Annotated in this window: 16 protein-coding genes and 1 pseudogene; 12 read left to right on the top strand and 5 right to left on the bottom strand. The window is 43.3% G+C overall.

Annotated elements, in window-relative coordinates:
- Positions 1-22: 22 nt before the first annotated feature.
- Positions 23-967 carry a M23 family metallopeptidase gene (locus NSU13_RS14965; RefSeq protein ID WP_227001745.1) on the bottom strand — a complete coding sequence of 315 codons (945 nt, stop codon included), beginning with the start codon at positions 965-967 and terminating at the stop codon, positions 23-25.
- Between the two features lie 326 nt (positions 968-1,293).
- Here NSU13_RS14965 and lipA point away from each other — a divergent pair, with 326 nt between their 5' ends.
- Positions 1,294-2,190 (top strand): lipoyl synthase, encoded by an 897-nt coding sequence (gene lipA / locus NSU13_RS14960; protein ID WP_008360456.1) that lies wholly within the window; start codon positions 1,294-1,296, stop codon positions 2,188-2,190.
- Between the two features lie 39 nt (positions 2,191-2,229).
- Here lipA and NSU13_RS14955 read toward each other — a convergent pair whose 3' ends face one another.
- The gene (locus NSU13_RS14955; protein WP_024425978.1) at positions 2,230-2,865 is read right to left on the bottom strand and encodes a YhcN/YlaJ family sporulation lipoprotein; all 636 of its coding nucleotides are present in this window, start codon (positions 2,863-2,865) and stop codon (positions 2,230-2,232) included.
- Between the two features lie 120 nt (positions 2,866-2,985).
- Between NSU13_RS14955 and NSU13_RS14950 the strand changes: the two genes are divergently transcribed.
- Genes NSU13_RS14950 through NSU13_RS14940 form a run of 3 tightly spaced genes read left to right on the top strand, consistent with a single transcriptional unit; the run spans position 2,986 to position 4,507 of the window.
- Complete coding sequence (locus NSU13_RS14950) at positions 2,986-3,261, top strand: YutD family protein (RefSeq protein ID WP_024423368.1); 276 nt, start codon at positions 2,986-2,988, stop codon at positions 3,259-3,261.
- 19 nt (positions 3,262-3,280) lie between these two features.
- Entirely contained in the window at positions 3,281-3,715 is a 435-nt protein-coding gene (locus tag NSU13_RS14945) for a DUF86 domain-containing protein (RefSeq protein ID WP_025094159.1), read from the top strand.
- A gap of 18 nt (positions 3,716-3,733) precedes the next feature.
- Positions 3,734-4,507 (top strand): TIGR01457 family HAD-type hydrolase, encoded by a 774-nt coding sequence (locus NSU13_RS14940; protein WP_087978090.1) that lies wholly within the window; start codon positions 3,734-3,736, stop codon positions 4,505-4,507.
- A gap of 39 nt (positions 4,508-4,546) precedes the next feature.
- Here NSU13_RS14940 and NSU13_RS14935 read toward each other — a convergent pair whose 3' ends face one another.
- Positions 4,547-5,047, bottom strand: coding sequence for a phosphatidylglycerophosphatase A (locus tag NSU13_RS14935; RefSeq protein WP_041107672.1), 501 nt, complete (start codon positions 5,045-5,047; stop codon positions 4,547-4,549).
- A gap of 131 nt (positions 5,048-5,178) precedes the next feature.
- On the opposite strand from NSU13_RS14935, the gene yutH reads away from it, so the two are divergent.
- The 6 genes from yutH (at position 5,179) to NSU13_RS14905 (ending at position 13,035) form a co-directional block, all read left to right on the top strand.
- The gene (gene yutH / locus NSU13_RS14930) at positions 5,179-6,201 is read left to right on the top strand and encodes a spore coat putative kinase YutH (protein WP_257994908.1); all 1,023 of its coding nucleotides are present in this window, start codon (positions 5,179-5,181) and stop codon (positions 6,199-6,201) included.
- Between the two features lie 74 nt (positions 6,202-6,275).
- Positions 6,276-7,244, top strand: a complete 969-nt coding sequence (locus NSU13_RS14925) for a D-glycerate dehydrogenase (protein WP_342489596.1) — start codon at positions 6,276-6,278, stop codon at positions 7,242-7,244.
- Between the two features lie 223 nt (positions 7,245-7,467).
- Positions 7,468-8,772, top strand: coding sequence for a homoserine dehydrogenase (locus NSU13_RS14920; RefSeq protein ID WP_081124792.1), 1,305 nt, complete (start codon positions 7,468-7,470; stop codon positions 8,770-8,772).
- Positions 8,769-9,830, top strand: a complete 1,062-nt coding sequence (gene thrC / locus NSU13_RS14915) for a threonine synthase (protein ID WP_034282619.1) — start codon at positions 8,769-8,771, stop codon at positions 9,828-9,830. Before NSU13_RS14920 ends, thrC begins: the two co-directional genes overlap by 4 nt.
- Positions 9,827-10,759 (top strand): homoserine kinase, encoded by a 933-nt coding sequence (gene thrB / locus NSU13_RS14910; RefSeq protein ID WP_070325983.1) that lies wholly within the window; start codon positions 9,827-9,829, stop codon positions 10,757-10,759. Before thrC ends, thrB begins: the two co-directional genes overlap by 4 nt.
- Positions 10,760-11,064: 305 nt before the next feature.
- On the top strand, positions 11,065-13,035 hold the full coding sequence (locus NSU13_RS14905; RefSeq protein ID WP_342489595.1) for a S9 family peptidase: 1,971 nt from the start codon (positions 11,065-11,067) through the stop codon (positions 13,033-13,035).
- A 216-nt stretch (positions 13,036-13,251) separates the two neighbouring features.
- Here NSU13_RS14905 and NSU13_RS14900 read toward each other — a convergent pair.
- Positions 13,252-13,551, bottom strand: a pseudogene (locus NSU13_RS14900) (NifU family protein).
- Positions 13,552-13,672: 121 nt separating this feature from the next.
- Between NSU13_RS14900 and NSU13_RS14895 the strand changes: the two are divergent.
- Positions 13,673-14,002, top strand: a complete 330-nt coding sequence (locus tag NSU13_RS14895; RefSeq protein WP_034282615.1) for a YuzD family protein — start codon at positions 13,673-13,675, stop codon at positions 14,000-14,002.
- 100 nt (positions 14,003-14,102) lie between these two features.
- Complete coding sequence (locus tag NSU13_RS14890; RefSeq protein WP_041107660.1) at positions 14,103-14,333, top strand: hypothetical protein; 231 nt, start codon at positions 14,103-14,105, stop codon at positions 14,331-14,333.
- 50 nt (positions 14,334-14,383) lie between these two features.
- On the opposite strand, the gene NSU13_RS14885 is transcribed toward NSU13_RS14890, so the two are convergent.
- Positions 14,384-15,451, bottom strand: a complete 1,068-nt coding sequence (locus NSU13_RS14885) for an NAD(P)/FAD-dependent oxidoreductase (protein WP_268412713.1) — start codon at positions 15,449-15,451, stop codon at positions 14,384-14,386.
- Positions 15,452-15,499: the final 48 nt, after the last annotated feature.

Here is a 15,499-nt window from a genome sequence, read left to right as displayed (position 1 = left end):
CCAACAATGATTGGGCTGTTATTTACTTTCGTTTCCGTTCAGCTCTTTCCCACGCCCTCAAATGAGGATATGGATCAAATGACCATTCGGTTCTGCCGTTGTCTTTGTACATGCCATAGTGAAGATGCGGCGGAAACTTTCCTGCAGTGCCTGGAGGACCGTAACCGGAGCTTCCGACAGACCCAATCACCTGGCCAGGTTCAACAATTTGACCTGTCTTGAGTCCTTTCGCAAAGCCATTTAAGTGAGCGAAGTAATGATAATGATTATGAATATCTCGAATACCTATCCGCCAGCCGCCAAAACGGTTCCAGCCTTTCATTTCAATCACGCCATACGATGTCGCACGAACGGGAAGTCCATAATGGGCAAATAAATCGGTTCCCTCATGAATTCTTCTGCCTCCAAACCCTCTCGCATCTCCCCATGTACTTCGGTAGCTGTAGTCAGCTCCAACTGGAAGAGGAAAAGCATGCTTTCCAAGATCAAGATGGCCGTAGTGCTTAAATAGCTTCATAAAAGATGAAATGATTCCAACGGTTTGATCACGTCCATAATAGTCCCATAAGCCAATTTTTAATTGATCAATGCTGCTGCCGTAGTGAAGCAAGTATTGAGCAAACGTGAACAATACATCCTCATCGTCATCGCTGCTTGCTTTGCCATCCCCATTTCCATCAAGACCAATTCCGTCAAACACTTTAATGCTTAAAGGAGAGGTATCCTGTTTATTCGGGTTTTCTGGTCCAATCCACATTTCCCGGGGAATGTAGATGCCAATGACGCCTTTTTGTTTCGGTAAATCTCTTCTGCTTTTTCGAATATTGTGTTCATACTGATCAACTGCAGCAAGTACATACCATGGAACCTGTGTTGTGATGGAGACTTTTTCATATAGGGCCATTCTTTGCTTCAATTCATCTGGCTGCTTGCCCGTCCCTTTTGCATGAACAGGTAAAGGGAGCATTGAAAGAGCAATCATGATGGCTAAAACCACTTTCACAAACGTCCATCTCCTTTCATCGAGCATTGTCTTCTACCGTTTAGTGTGGTTAGATCACTCTATTTCATAAGAAGAAAATGTTAGTAATTTTCTTCTGTTTTTTTAGGAGGCTTTTGGGTATTTTTGCAGCTCATTCCCTTGTTGTTCAATCTGTACTATGTTAAAGTGTCTAAAGAAAAGGCTTTAGGCCGAAGATTCAATTTTTTGCAGCTTCTTGGCTGCATCCATCGTATATAGCAGGAAGATTTTTGTAGATGCACCTTTAACGAATTCATATGGAGATGATGGAATTGGCAAAGAAGGAAGAGCACGTAAGAAAACCGGACTGGCTTAAAATTAAGCTGAATACGAATGAAAACTATACCGGTTTAAAGAAAATGATGCGGGAAAACAACCTGCATACCGTTTGTGAGGAAGCAAAATGTCCGAATATTCATGAATGCTGGGCAGTGAGAAGAACCGCTACATTTATGATCCTTGGATCTGTTTGTACGCGCGCATGCCGTTTCTGTGCGGTGAAAACTGGACTTCCGACTGAGCTTGACCTGCAAGAGCCAGAACGCGTGGCAGATTCAGTAGCCTTAATGAATTTAAAGCACGCTGTCATAACAGCGGTTGCAAGGGATGATCAAAAGGATGGCGGAGCAGGTGTGTTCGCTGAAACCGTTCGTGCGATAAGAAGAAAAAGCCCATTCACGACCATTGAAGTTCTCCCTTCAGACATGGGCGGTAATTATGATAACTTGAAGACGTTAATGGACACTCGTCCTGACATTTTAAATCACAACATTGAAACAGTTCGCAGATTAACGCCAAGAGTTCGTGCGCGTGCTACATATGATCGTTCATTAGAATTCTTGCGTCGTGCAAAAGAAATGCAGCCCGATATTCCAACAAAATCAAGCATTATGATTGGACTTGGTGAAACGAAGGAAGAAATCATTGAAGTCATGGATGATCTTCTTGCCAATAACGTGGATATTATGGCGATTGGCCAGTACTTACAGCCTTCGAAAAAGCATTTGAAAGTTCAAAAATACTACCATCCGGATGAGTTTGCAGAGCTGAAGGAAATTGCGATGTCAAAAGGCTTTAGCCACTGTGAAGCTGGGCCGCTTGTGCGCTCTTCCTACCATGCAGATGAACAAGTAAACGAAGCGTCTAAAAAGCGTCAGGCGCAAGCGTAACAAAGAAAACGCCAGAGCTCTCTGGCGTTTTTTCTCGTATTAATTTTGGCCGTAAGGGGCGTTTCTTCTCATCGTACGGTCGGAATTCGTCATCCCATTTGCATCTTCTTGATTCGATATGTTCCCGCCTTGAGGGGAATACTTCATTTGCTGAATCGTTTTGGTTAAAATTTGGTCAAAATCACGTGAATTGGTTTGAAGACGTGAAAAATTGGCAATGGATTGAAAGTGCTCTGGATTATCAGAGACGTATACATGATAATAACGAGGGAGAACAGAAACCGCCGTTTTCTTTACTTGATCGGCAGATTCATCACGGTTTTTGTTTCCTGTTCGATACACGATGAGTGCATCCTCATCTGTCACAAGTGTGGCTGCATCTTTGATGTTTGGCAGCTGCACCGTTAGACTTGTAATCACGTGGGCAAGATGCTCACGATTTAAAGCAGGGGTTCTTTCTTTCTGATCCGTTACTTGCTGGCGCTGATAACGAACATATCCTGCTCTGTTTGTATCTGCTTCTGGCATGTTGGAATTATTTCCTTCATGACGATCCGACAGACGGATGGTTTTACTTGAAGAATCTTCATCCACTTGCCGGTTCATACCTGATTGAAAGCCGCACCCGCCTAAAAGCATACTGAGGAGAATCGCGGCTGTCAGTTGTTTCTTCATAAATGTGACCTCCTTTTTCTTTTAGCTTCGGCTAAATCAGAAAAAACATGCTTTAGCAATTGATGGAGTTCTTCCAATGAATTATCATTAAAGATGGATCGTTTAAAAAGAGGTGAGAAGATGATCGTCGTTCAGAATGCTACCTTTGATCTTGTAAGAGATATCAAAGACGGCTTTAATGAAGAAGCGTTTAAAGCAAGGTACTCAGATATTTTAAATAAGTATGATTATATTGTGGGGGACTGGGGCTATAATCAGCTCAGGCTGAAAGGGTTCTTTGATGACCAAAACCAAAAGGCCACATTTGATACTAAAATCAGCACACTCGATGAATACATTTATGAATACTGTAATTTTGGCTGTGCCTATTTTGTCTTAAAGCGAATTAGAAAATAACGCAAAGGGGAGCGTCATAATGTATTTCGTAGACAGAAAAAAGATTGAAGAGACTTTACGTTTTTTCGAGGAGCAATATGAGTTGATGCAGAGTCATCAAACATGGACAAGTCCTCTAGAGAAAAAAGCGCTGGAACGAATTGTTCATTTGCTCGTCGAATGTATTCTTGATACAGGAAATGACATGATTGATGGCTTTATTATGCGTGACCCAGGAAGCTATGATGACATCATGGATATACTTGTTGATGAAAAGGTTGTACCAGAAGGAGAAGGAAGTCAGCTGAAAAAGCTTGTCTCATCCCGCAAAACACTTGTGCAGCAATATCAGGAAGTGGTTCATCATGATTTATTGCAGGTGATCAGCGAAGTAGAGCAGGCGCTAGAGGTCTTTCCAAGCCGCATCCGTACCTACTTAGAGCAGGAGCTTGGCCCAGTATCAGCGTTTAAATAAACCATTGGAGTTGTGAGTATCATGAAATACAAAGGCTATTTAATTGATTTAGACGGGACCATGTATAAAGGAACAGAAAAGATCGAGGAAGCAGGTCAATTTGTTCAAAAGTTAAATGAGTTGAACATCCCTTACTTGTTTGTCACGAATAACTCATCACGTACGCCAAAGCAGGTAGCGGAAAAACTCGTTTCATTCGATATCCCAGCAACAGAAGAACAAGTTTTTACAACAAGTATGGCGACGGCTAATTATATTGCTGAGCAAAAGAAAGATGCGTCCGTTTATGTGATCGGTGAAGAAGGAATCAAGCAGGCCATTGAAGAAAAAGGGCTGACGTTTGGTCAGGAAGACGCTGATTTCGTTGTTGTTGGAATTGATCGTGGCATTACATATGAAAAATTAGCAGTAGGTGCGATTGCCATCCGTCAAGGCGCACAGTTTGTCTCAACAAATGGAGATATTGCCATTCCAACAGAAAGAGGGCTTTTGCCAGGGAACGGCTCATTAACATCTGTACTGACCGTGACAACAACGGTTCAGCCGACATTTATCGGAAAGCCGGAATCCATTATTATGGAACAAGCGATGCGTGTACTTGGGACAGATGTGTCTGAGACGCTCATGGTGGGTGATAACTATGATACGGATATTATGGCAGGAATGAATGCAGGAATGGACACATTACTCGTCCATACAGGTGTGACAACAAAAGAGCTGCTTCAGAAGTATGAAAAGCAACCAACCTATGTCATTGATTCATTATCCGAGTGGATTGAGCGATTATCATAGAAAAAGAGGACAAGCGTTACGCGCACGTCCTCTTTTTCTTTATTTCGCATTTCTTGCACTATGTGCCAGCCTGCTTGATGCGGCGGCAGCAATAGCGCCGACAATGTCATCTAAAAAGGTGTGGCATTCGCCTGTGGATTTATCGTTGAGTTTCCCGAGAATTCCTGGTTTTTCTTTATCGATATATCCGTAATTCGTAAAGCCGATTGAACCATAAATATTGACGATAGCAAAGGATAAAATTTCATCAACGCCATACAGGCTCTCGTCCGTTTCAAGTATTGATTGAAGCGGCTCAGTCAGTTTTTTTTGCTCGGCGAGTACGTCGAGTTCGACGCCCGTTAATATCGCATTTTGAACTTCACGTTTTGCGATGACACGCTCCACATTGTGGATGCACTCTGTCATGTCTAAGCCAGGATGATATTTTTCCTGTAAAAAGTAGACAAGGTCTGCTATATCTTGAATGGTTACGCCACGTTCTTGTAAACGGCGTCTTGCTGTTTTTTCTACTTCGTTCATCTCATGATGATGCGGCATGTATTCCTCACCCAATCCTCGTAATTTGTCCACAACGTGTAAAAAGCTTCGGATAGTAAATAGTATTCATAAATCCCTCAACCTGCGACTACGATATGATAAGAGTTGATCATAGGAACGCAGGTGAAAACATGAAAGAAACCATCTATCACACATTTGGTATTGATGTTCGTCAATTTACGCCATATGGCAGTTATCAGAGCTTTCAAACGGCGGAGGCTTTCTTCCTCATTGTTCCTGTGTCTCATTTGCGAGAAGAAGAACTCTCAGAGTTGTATCATATCAGTCAGTATTTACTGAATGCTGGAGACCCATACGTCGCTGTGTTTGAATTAACAAATGAAGAGAAACCCACCTTTACTCATGGGAAGGAGCAGTATGCTTTATTAAAAGCAGCGCCTCCGCTCTCAAGCCGCTCGTTTCAGCAAGCGTCAGAGCTGGCAGCCTTCCATGTCAGGGGAAGAGGATTTCCATATGAAGTATCCGAAACAAAACGTGTCGGTGCCTGGAAGGAATTATGGGCAAAACGATTAGATCAGCTCGAAGGCTTTTGGATGCAGCAAATGCATCAAAAACCGCTGGAACGGTTTGAACAAAAATTCATTGAATCGTTTCCGTATTATCTTGGATTAACGGAGAATGCCATTCAATATTTAGTCGATACTGAGCTTGATGATGAACCGAAAGAAGGTGACTCAGGCACTGTCTGTCATCAGCGCTTTTCACGTATGACATGGCCGCATGAGCAGCCGCTTCGTTTACCTGTGGATTGGGTCTTTGATCATCCAACCCGTGATATTGCTGAATACTTAAGAGAAACCTTTGTACAGCATAAGGAAGATTTAATTGAAGAAGGCTTTTCCTTTCTTCAGCAATATGAGGAGGTGACACCTCTTTCCTCCTTTTCAAAGCGTTTGTTATACAGCCGCCTGCTGTTCCCGCTTCATTACTTTGAAATTGTGGAAGGCTACTATATGTCGGGAGAAAATGAAAAGTCATACTATGAAGAGCGGTTAGATTACGTCTTAAATGATGCCAATCGCTATGAATACTTTCTAAAGGTCTTTCAAGAAATGAGTGCCATGCGAAGCGGCGGGACCCCCATTCCGGCTGTTGGCTGGATTCAGCCTGCAGCTGATTTGAAGTTTCAGTGAACAGACGAAACGTCTCTTTTCTCTTGAGGCGTTTTTCGTTATGCTTAAAGAAATCAATTAAAGGAGTGTTCTTCTTGCCAAAACCTTATGTCTATATCACAAGAAAGCTGGATGAAGCATCACTTACACCATTAAAAGAAGTCGCTCATGTTGAGATGTGGCAAAGCGAGGATGAGCCGTGTCCAAGAGAAGAGTTAGAAACACAAGCTGCTAAAGCGGAGGCGCTTCTCACCATGCTGTCAGATCAAATAGATGAGCCGCTTTTATCAAAGGCTCCGAATATCAAGGTGGTTGCAAACCTTGCTGTTGGCTATGACAATATTGATCTTGAAGCAGCCAAAAAGCACGGAATCACCGTATGTCATACACCAGACGTCTTAACAGAATCGACGGCGGATTTAGCCTTTGCTCTTCTGATGGCGTCAGCTAGACGCATTGTCGAGGCGAGTGATTGGATTAAGGATGGAAACTGGACAGGCTGGGGGCCGCTTCTTCTTGCCGGTGCTGATGTTCATCACAAAACACTCGGGATTGTCGGAATGGGCAGCATTGGAACAGCACTTGCCAAGCGGGCCAAAGGCTTTAATATGAATGTCCTTTATCATAATCGTTCAAGAAAACCCGAAGCAGAAGCGCAGCTTGGCGTGACCTATGCGGCTTTTGAGGAACTGCTCAAGCAGTCTGATTTCATCGTCTGTCTGACGCCGTTAACCCCGGAAACGAAAGACATGTTTAATGAAAAAGCATTTGATCTGATGAAGAACTCTGCTTATTTCATTAACGTATCAAGAGGACAGACTGTGGATGAGGATGCTTTATACGAGGCTGTCACGAAAGGAAAAATTGCCGGCGCTGGTCTGGATGTATTTAGACAGGAACCTGTCAGTCCGTCTCATCCGTTAACGACATTACGTAACGTCACAGTCCTCCCTCATATTGGAAGTGCTAGTGTCGAAACGAGAAAAACGATGATGCGTTTATGTGCTGAAAATATTGCGCTTGTCTTACAAGACGAGCCAGCCAAAACGCCGGTTCGTTCATAATAGAAGGCTTCCCGGCTTTCGGGAGCTTTTCTGACAAAAATATTTTGAAAATATAGAATCTTGATATAAATAGCTGTTAAGCGGTTTCATTCTGACAATCTCGTATTTTATTACCTTGTCAAATTGAGGATACCCCTTTATAATGTGTGTACATTGAATGTCTGTGTAAGGTTAACAAATGTCTTTTTAGAGAGGACATTTACGTAGAAAGGTGGAATTTCAGGTGAAGGCAATTCGAGTTGGGCTATTAGGATTAGGAACAGTGGGAAGCGGTGTCGTAAAAATTATCCAAGACCATCAGGATAAATTAATGCACCAAATCGGCTGTCCGGTATTAATAAAAAAAGTGCTTGTGAGCAATCCCGATAAAAAAAGAGATGTGGATGTCGCAAGAGAGGTCTTCACAACTGAAGTATACGATGTGATTAGAGATCCAGAGGTCGACGTCATCATTGAAGTGATGGGCGGCATTGAAGAGACAAAACAATATTTAATAGATGCGTTGAATGAGAAGAAGCATGTCATTACAGCCAATAAAGATTTAATGGCGCTTTACGGTACGGAGCTTTTACATGTAGCGAAAGAAAATGGCTGTGATCTTTATTATGAAGCAAGTGTCGCCGGAGGAATTCCGATTCTGCGTACGCTGGAGGAAGGGCTGGCCTCTGACCGAATCACGAAGATGATGGGGATTGTGAACGGTACAACGAATTTTATTTTAACGAAAATGAATGTCGATAAAAGCGCATATGAGGATGTCTTAAAAGAAGCACAGGATCTAGGCTTTGCAGAAGCAGATCCGACAGCTGATGTAGAAGGACTGGATGCAGCAAGGAAAATGGCGATTCTTGCAAGGCTCGGCTTTTCCATGAATGTAGATTTAGAGGACGTCAAGGTGAAAGGTATTTCTGATATCTCTGATGAGGATATTAATTTCAGTAAGCGGTTTGGCTATACAATGAAGCTGATCGGCATTGCTCAGAGGGACGGAGAGAAAGTAGAGGTCAGCGTTCAGCCAACCTTACTTCCTGATCATCATCCGTTATCATCTGTCAACAATGAATTCAATGCGGTGTATGTCTACGGAAGTGCTGTAGGAGAAACGATGTTTTACGGACCTGGAGCAGGAAGTCTGCCAACGGCAACAGCTGTTGTATCAGACTTAGTCGCAGTAATGAAAAACATGCGCCTTGGCGTGAACGGAAGCGGATTTATCGCACCGCAGTTTGAGAAGAAAATCAAATCCTCATCAGAAATATTTGCTCAGCAATTTTTAAGAATTCATGTTAGAGATCAAGTCGGGGCATTCTCCCGCATTACATCTATTTTTTCTGAAAGAGGCATCAGCTTTGAAAAGATCCTTCAGCTTCCTGTGAAAGGACATGATGAGCTGGCTGAAATTGTGATTATTACACATCAGACCTCAGAAGAAGATTTCTCAAATATCCTGCAAAAATTAAACGACCTCGACGTGGTGGTTCAAGTGAAGAGCACGTACCGAGTAGAAGGGAACGGTTTAAGCCGATGAAATGGAATGGACTCATTGAAGAATTTCAAGAATTCTTACCAGTAAACGAATCTACACCTAAACTAACATTAAATGAAGGGAATACACCGCTGGTCCACCTCGCCAAGCTTTCAGAAAAGCTGGGGATTGAGCTTCATGTGAAAACAGAAGGCGTCAATCCAACAGGCTCTTTCAAGGATCGAGGAATGGTCATGGCCGTTGCAAAGGCGAAAGAAGAAGGCAATGATACGATCATGTGCGCCTCAACAGGGAATACCTCTGCAGCAGCAGCGGCTTATGCAGCTCGTGCTGATATGAAATGTATTGTCATCATTCCAGACGGGAAAATTGCCTTCGGTAAGCTTGCACAGGCCGTCATGTACGGAGCAGAAATCATTGCCATTGACGGCAACTTTGATGATGCACTGAAAATCGTCCGCAGCATCTGTGAAAAAGCGCCGATTGCCCTTGTGAACTCAGTCAACCCTTATAGAATTGAAGGACAAAAGACAGCGGCATTTGAAATCTGTGAGCAGCTAGGCTCTGCCCCGGATGTACTGGCGATTCCTGTTGGAAATGCCGGGAACATCACGGCCTACTGGAAAGGCTTCAAGGAATATCACGAGAAAAAGGGAACAGGACTGCCTGTCATGCGCGGTTTTGAAGCAGAAGGTGCAGCGGCAATCGTTCGAAATGAAGTGATTGAGCAGCCAGAAACAGTGGCAACGGCTATCCGTATCGGAAATCCAGCGAGCTGGAAACAAGCTGTGGCAGCCGCAGATGAATCAAACGGAAAGATTGATGAAGTGACTGATGAAGAAATTCTTCATGCATATCAATTGATTGCACGTGAAGAAGGTGTGTTTGCAGAGCCGGGCTCATGTGCGTCGATTGCGGGCGTTCTAAAGCAGGTGAAATCTGGAGAAATCAAGCCAGGCAGTAAAGTTGTTGCGGTACTAACAGGCAATGGGCTGAAAGATCCAAATACGGCTATCGATATTTCACAAATCAAGCCGGTCACACTCGATGCAGATGAAGATCAAATTCTTGAACACTTAGAAAAGGCCGCACGCGTATGAGTGAAGCCTCCATGCTTTTTTCAATCACAGTACCGGGAAGCACTGCCAATTTAGGACCAGGCTTTGATTCAGTTGGAATGGCGCTCAGCCGCTATTTAAAGCTATCGGTCTTTGACCATGATAGCTGGCTGTTTGAAGCAGAAACAGATGTCGTGTCTGGGATTCCATCAGGCACCGACAACCTGATTTACCAAACAGCCAAAAAGGTCGCAGATGACTTTGGAAAAACACTCCCGCCTGTTCATGTCAAAGTGTGGAGTGATATTCCATTGGCACGGGGGCTTGGCAGCAGTGCTGCTGCCATCGTGGCCGCCATTGAACTTGCCAATCAGCTTCTTGAATTAAACATGACAGATGATCAGAAGCTCTTTTATGCAAGTGAGGTAGAAGGTCATCCAGATAATGCGGGTGCCTCTTTATTCGGTGGTTTACTGATTGGTCTCCACGAAGAAGACAAAACACATGCCGTGAAAGTGCAGCATGTGGATGTAGATGTCGTCGTGGTGATTCCTTTTTATGAAGTGCTGACAAAGGATGCCCGTGATGTCCTGCCAGAGGATTTCTCCTATAAACATGCCGTCAGTGCGAGTGCTGTGAGCAACGTCCTAGTGGCCGCCTTAATGACGCAAAACTGGCCGCTTGTTGGAGAAATGATGAATAAGGATTTATTTCATCAGCCTTACCGCACAATGCTTGTGCCAGAGCTTTCAAAGGTAGAGCATGTCGCTTCTCTCAAAGGAGCCTATGGAACGGCTTTGAGCGGTGCTGGGCCGACGATCCTCACCTTAGTGGAAAAAGGGAAGGGAGAAGCGCTGAAAGAACAGCTTGCCCAAAACTTCCCGCATTGCGAAGTCGATTTGCTGACGGTGCCAGTAGAAGGTGTTGTCGTGCAGCATCATCCTGTTAATCAAGTAAAGAACGTGCTGTGAATCTGCACGTTCGCAGCGTGTAGACAAACCCTCGCATTCGTTGTCAGTCCTGCGCGCTGGTGCTCACGAATGTTCAATTCGCTCCGCGCCAGTGCTCGTTCTTCCTAGACTGCAAAGGTTTTCAGGTCACGCTGAAAAGAAGAAAAAGAGCTAAAATAAAGATCATTTTAGCCCTTTTTCAACAATCTAAGAACGTGCTGTGAATCTGCACGTTCTTTTTTTATGCTTGTTTTTATATGAAGAAGCAGGGATTATTATTTAGAGGATCGAACTATTTTTTAAGCATAAAAGGGGGAGATACGTTCATGAAGAAATTGATGACGGCAGAAGATTTAACGAAGATTGTTTCTGTTTCCCATCCGGTTTATTCACCAGATGGAAAAAAGGCAGTCTTTACAAAAGTCACTGTGAATGAGAAAAAAGACGATTACAACATCCATTTATGGGTTCGAAATGAAGAGACAGAGGAGCTGGCACAATGGACATTTGAGGATGGAAAGCATCATCAGCCAGTTTGGTCAAAAGACGGCAGGCAGCTTGCTTTTATTTTACAAAAGCCAAAGGAAGTCCCTCAGCTGGCGCTCATGAAGAGCGAAGGAGGCGGCGTGCGAACCTTAACGACGATTCCTTACGGAGTATCTCATCCTGTCTTTTCTCCAGATGGTGCTTTTCTTTATGCGGCTGTGTCATTGAAACAATCAGAATCTGTTCATGATGAAAAAAAGGAAGAGCAAGATGACTTTGCTCCAGCGGTATATGATGATTTGACCTATAAAGCAGATGGAAGAGGCTTTTTAGATGGGCGTGTCACGCAGATCGTGAAGGTGGATATCGATTCAGGAGAGATAGAGCCTGTCACGAGCGAGCAGGTTCATCATATGAATCATACGGTTTCTCCGTGCGGCAAATGGCTTGCCTTTATTCAATTAAACGCACAGACACCTTACATAAGTGACGTGTGTCTCCTGTCATTAGAAGATGGTCAGACCAAAAAGATCACACAAGCAAACGGCGCTTATTCCACCGTCTCTTTTTCTCCAAATGGAGAGAGCCTTTTGTATATTGGACATGAGCGCGAATTTCAAAATGCCACCTTTCCATCATTATGGCTGTATGATCTGAAGGAAGACAAGGCGGTTCAGCTGTCAGAAATGCTCGATATGTATGTTGGAAACTGTATGGCAGGAGATAGCGTGATGGGAGAGGTCTTTCAGCCTCCTCAGTGGACAAAGGACAGCCAAGGGTTTTATGCGCTTGTTTCTGATCAAGGCAGTACAGGGATTTATTATTTCTCTATTGAAGGTTTAGCCTATCCTGTTCGACTAGAGGCGGAACATATCACCAATTTCAGCCTTCATCCAGATGAATCCAAACTGCTGTTCAGCCGGCTTACACCTGTCTCACCAAGTGAGCTGTATGAGATGACATTAGGGGAGACTGAGCTAAAGCAAATCACGTTCGAGCATCATGATTTTCTAAAGGAGCATATCGTATCGGAACCTGAACCATTTTCTTTTCAGTCAAAAGATGGCGACGAGGTGCATGGCTGGTTTATGAAGCCTTCCCAGATGGAAGAGGGAAAGAAATATCCGCTCATTCTAGAGGTTCATGGCGGTCCGCATGCGATGTATGGTCATACGTATTTTCATGAATTTCAAATGCTCGCTTCTGAAGGCTATGCCATCGTGTATATCAACCCGCATGGCAGTCATGGATATGGACAGATGTTTACTGACCGTGTGAGAGGAAACTATGGTGACGTTGATTATGACGATGTCATGCAGGCTGTTGATCATGTGCTCAAAGCCTATGATTTCCTTGATGAAACAAGACTTGGCGTGACAGGCGGCAGCTATGGGGGTTTTATGACCAACTGGATTGTCGGTCAGACCGACCGCTTTCGCGCAGCTGTCACACAGCGCTCCATTTCAAACTGGATTAGCTTTTATGGCATCAGTGATATCGGTTATTTCTTTACAAGGTGGCAGATTGATGGGGATATTTATGACTCTGTCGATAAGCTATGGGATCGCTCTCCGCTAAAATATGTGAAGCAGATGAACACACCGCTTCTCATCTTGCACAGTGATGAAGATTATCGCTGCCCAGTTGATCAAGCAGAGCAGCTTTTTGTGGCATTGAAGGAGCTTGGGAAAGACACAAGATTGGTCAAATTCCCGAAGGCATCTCATGATTTATCCAGAAGTGGCCATCCGGGGCAGCGTATTCAAAGACTGACTTTTATAAAGGAATGGTTTAGAGAAAAGCTAGCTTAATAAAAAACGACCCTTCAGCGTGCTGACAAACCCTCGCATTCGGTGTCAGTTCAGCGTGCTGGTGCTCACGAATAGAAAATTCGCTCCGCGCCAGTACTCGTCCTTCCTAGACTTCAAGGGTTTTCATATCACGCTGAAAAGAAGACAAAGGGCTAAAGCCTTTGTCAATCATGAAAAAAACGACCCTAATTGGGTCGTTTTCATGTCATATATGAATTAGAAAACCTGTTCAACTTCTACAACGCCAGGCACTTCTTCTAATAATGCGCGCTCAATACCGGCTTTCAATGTAATGGTTGAACTTGGGCAGCTGCCGCATGCACCAAGAAGACGTAATTTCACAATGCCATCTTCAATGTCTACAAGCTCACAGTCTCCACCATCACGTAATAGAAATGGACGAAGTTTGTCCAGTACTTCCTGTACTTGGTCTTTCATTTCGACTTCAGTCATTAGATATAATCGCTCCTTTCACAACATATCACCATTATATTCATCTGGACGATAAAAATCTATTGATTGGTTTCAAAGTTTCCTTCTCATTATAGCACAATCTCATCTTGAAACAAAAAGTGATTTTGACTTTTTTCATCCATAAAATTCAGCTAAAATGAAGAAAGAATAGGGGGCTTGTCAAATGAACAAAACCGTCGATCTTTATGTATATGGAAGAGATGTCTTGTGCGCTAGCTGCGTGAATCTGCCTTCTTCAAAAGATACGTTTGAATGGTTAGATGCAGCATTAAAACGAAAATATCCGAATCAGCCATTTCGCATCACATATATTGATATTGAGCACCCGCCAGAAAATGAACAACAAAAGGAATTGTCTGAACGAATTCTTGATGATGAATTCTTTTATCCGCTTGTTTTAGTAGAGGATCAAATCGTTGGAGAGGGCAATCCGAAATTAAAAGACATTTATCAAGAAATGGAGAAGTACGGGTACAAGGAGAGCAGTGAATAAGCTGTTCTTTTTTTGAGAAATATAAACGAACAAGTGTTCCTTTTTGGGTTGAAAAAGAACGTTTGTTCGTTTATAATGAAATGAAAGGAGTGTGAGCATCATGAATTATTTACTAAAACAATCTCTTCATCAGCAAATACCGATTGAGATGATTTATATGAAGAAAAATGGAGACTGCACAAAGAGAAAAATCATTGTACACCGTCAAACGGATCAGCTTATCCAAGCGTATTGTTTATCGAAGAAAACGATGAGAACCTTTCGTAAAGACTGCATTCTTGCTCTTGCTCCGATCAAATGGACCAACTCATCGGCACATGCCGTTTCATAGAAAAAAGCTCCCTCGTCACGAAGGAGCTTTGAGAAAAAATTCACATGATTTTAGCCATTGTGATGCTTGTACATCCAAAGGAGTCCAGATTTCAGGAGTCTTGGCACCCGTCCAACAAGTGGACGATCAGCCACTAAGCCAAAGCCGGCTTTTTTCCCTAAAGAACCTAAAACACCTTTTAGCTTAAACTGTGGATAAGCCTCAGGAAGCGGCTCATTTTTCCAGCGTTTTTGCAGAGATTGGACAATTTGTTCTGCCTGCGCTTCGGCAAGCTGTGCACTTGGGGCATGCGGCAGACTTGCGCAGTCACCTACAACATATACATGCTCATCCCCTGGGAGATTGTGATGAGGAGTTAATATGACGCGGCCTTGTGCGTCTTTTTCAACATCCATTTCTCGTACCACTTTGCTTGGCTGTATTCCTGCTGTCCACACGATGACATCAGCTTCAATTGCGTCCTCATGGTTATAAACAAGACCTTCTTCAACCTTTGTAATATTGGCACAGTTAATGATCTTTACGTCATTTTCTTCAAACCACTTTTGCACATACAAACTTAATCTTTTTGGGAAGCTTGATAGAATCAGCTCTCCGCGGTCAAAAAGAATAATGTTTAAATCAGCACGGCTTTCTCTTAGTTCACTGGCCAGCTCTACCCCGCTAAGTCCAGCACCGACGATGCCAACCGTTGCACCTGCGCTCAAATTGTTTAATTTGTTATACGCATGTCTTGACTGATCAATGGTTTGAATGCTGTATGTATGTTCTTTCGCACCAGGGACATTATGATACTTGTCCTCGCAGCCGAGTCCAATCACCGTATCATCATACGGAATCGGTTCACGGTCGCTGAATAAGATCTGTTTGTTTTCAATATCAATTTTTTCTACTTCCCCGTATTGAATATCCAGCTTCGGATGCTCTGGAAAAGATACTCGAATGTGATGATCAGAGATCGTTCCAGCAGCAAGTGCATAATATTCTGTTTTTAAACAGTGGTAAGGATTTCGATCAATTAATGTGATAGTGACATCATCAGGTAATTGATTTGGCAATAAGCGGTGGAGAACCCGCATATTCCCGTAACCTCCGCCGATCAAGACTAAATTTTTCATGACGATTCTCCTTTTCCCCGTAGACATTGAAAAACACTTATACTAAAA

Source organism: Bacillus sp. FSL M8-0049, from assembly GCF_038593355.1.
Classification (GTDB): domain Bacteria; phylum Bacillota; class Bacilli; order Bacillales; family Bacillaceae; genus Bacillus; species Bacillus safensis.
The sequence above is the reverse complement of the archived record's forward strand: the minus strand, read 5'-3'. Positions and strand labels throughout refer to the sequence as shown.

Coding starts and splice junctions, on each gene's coding strand:
- NSU13_RS14950 (WP_024423368.1), top strand. CDS start 2,986: ATGATCGTCGTTCAGAATGCTACCTTTGATCTTGTAAGAGATATCAAA.
- NSU13_RS14965 (WP_227001745.1), bottom strand. CDS start 967: ATGCTCCCTTTACCTGTTCATGCAAAAGGGACGGGCAAGCAGCCAGAT.
- thrC (WP_034282619.1), top strand. CDS start 8,769: ATGAAATGGAATGGACTCATTGAAGAATTTCAAGAATTCTTACCAGTA.
- NSU13_RS14895 (WP_034282615.1), top strand. CDS start 13,673: ATGAACAAAACCGTCGATCTTTATGTATATGGAAGAGATGTCTTGTGC.
- yutH (WP_257994908.1), top strand. CDS start 5,179: ATGAAAGAAACCATCTATCACACATTTGGTATTGATGTTCGTCAATTT.
- NSU13_RS14885 (WP_268412713.1), bottom strand. CDS start 15,451: ATGAAAAATTTAGTCTTGATCGGCGGAGGTTACGGGAATATGCGGGTT.
- NSU13_RS14905 (WP_342489595.1), top strand. CDS start 11,065: ATGAAGAAATTGATGACGGCAGAAGATTTAACGAAGATTGTTTCTGTT.
- NSU13_RS14945 (WP_025094159.1), top strand. CDS start 3,281: ATGTATTTCGTAGACAGAAAAAAGATTGAAGAGACTTTACGTTTTTTC.
- NSU13_RS14935 (WP_041107672.1), bottom strand. CDS start 5,047: ATGCCGCATCATCATGAGATGAACGAAGTAGAAAAAACAGCAAGACGC.
- thrB (WP_070325983.1), top strand. CDS start 9,827: ATGAGTGAAGCCTCCATGCTTTTTTCAATCACAGTACCGGGAAGCACT.
- NSU13_RS14890 (WP_041107660.1), top strand. CDS start 14,103: ATGAATTATTTACTAAAACAATCTCTTCATCAGCAAATACCGATTGAG.
- NSU13_RS14955 (WP_024425978.1), bottom strand. CDS start 2,865: ATGAAGAAACAACTGACAGCCGCGATTCTCCTCAGTATGCTTTTAGGC.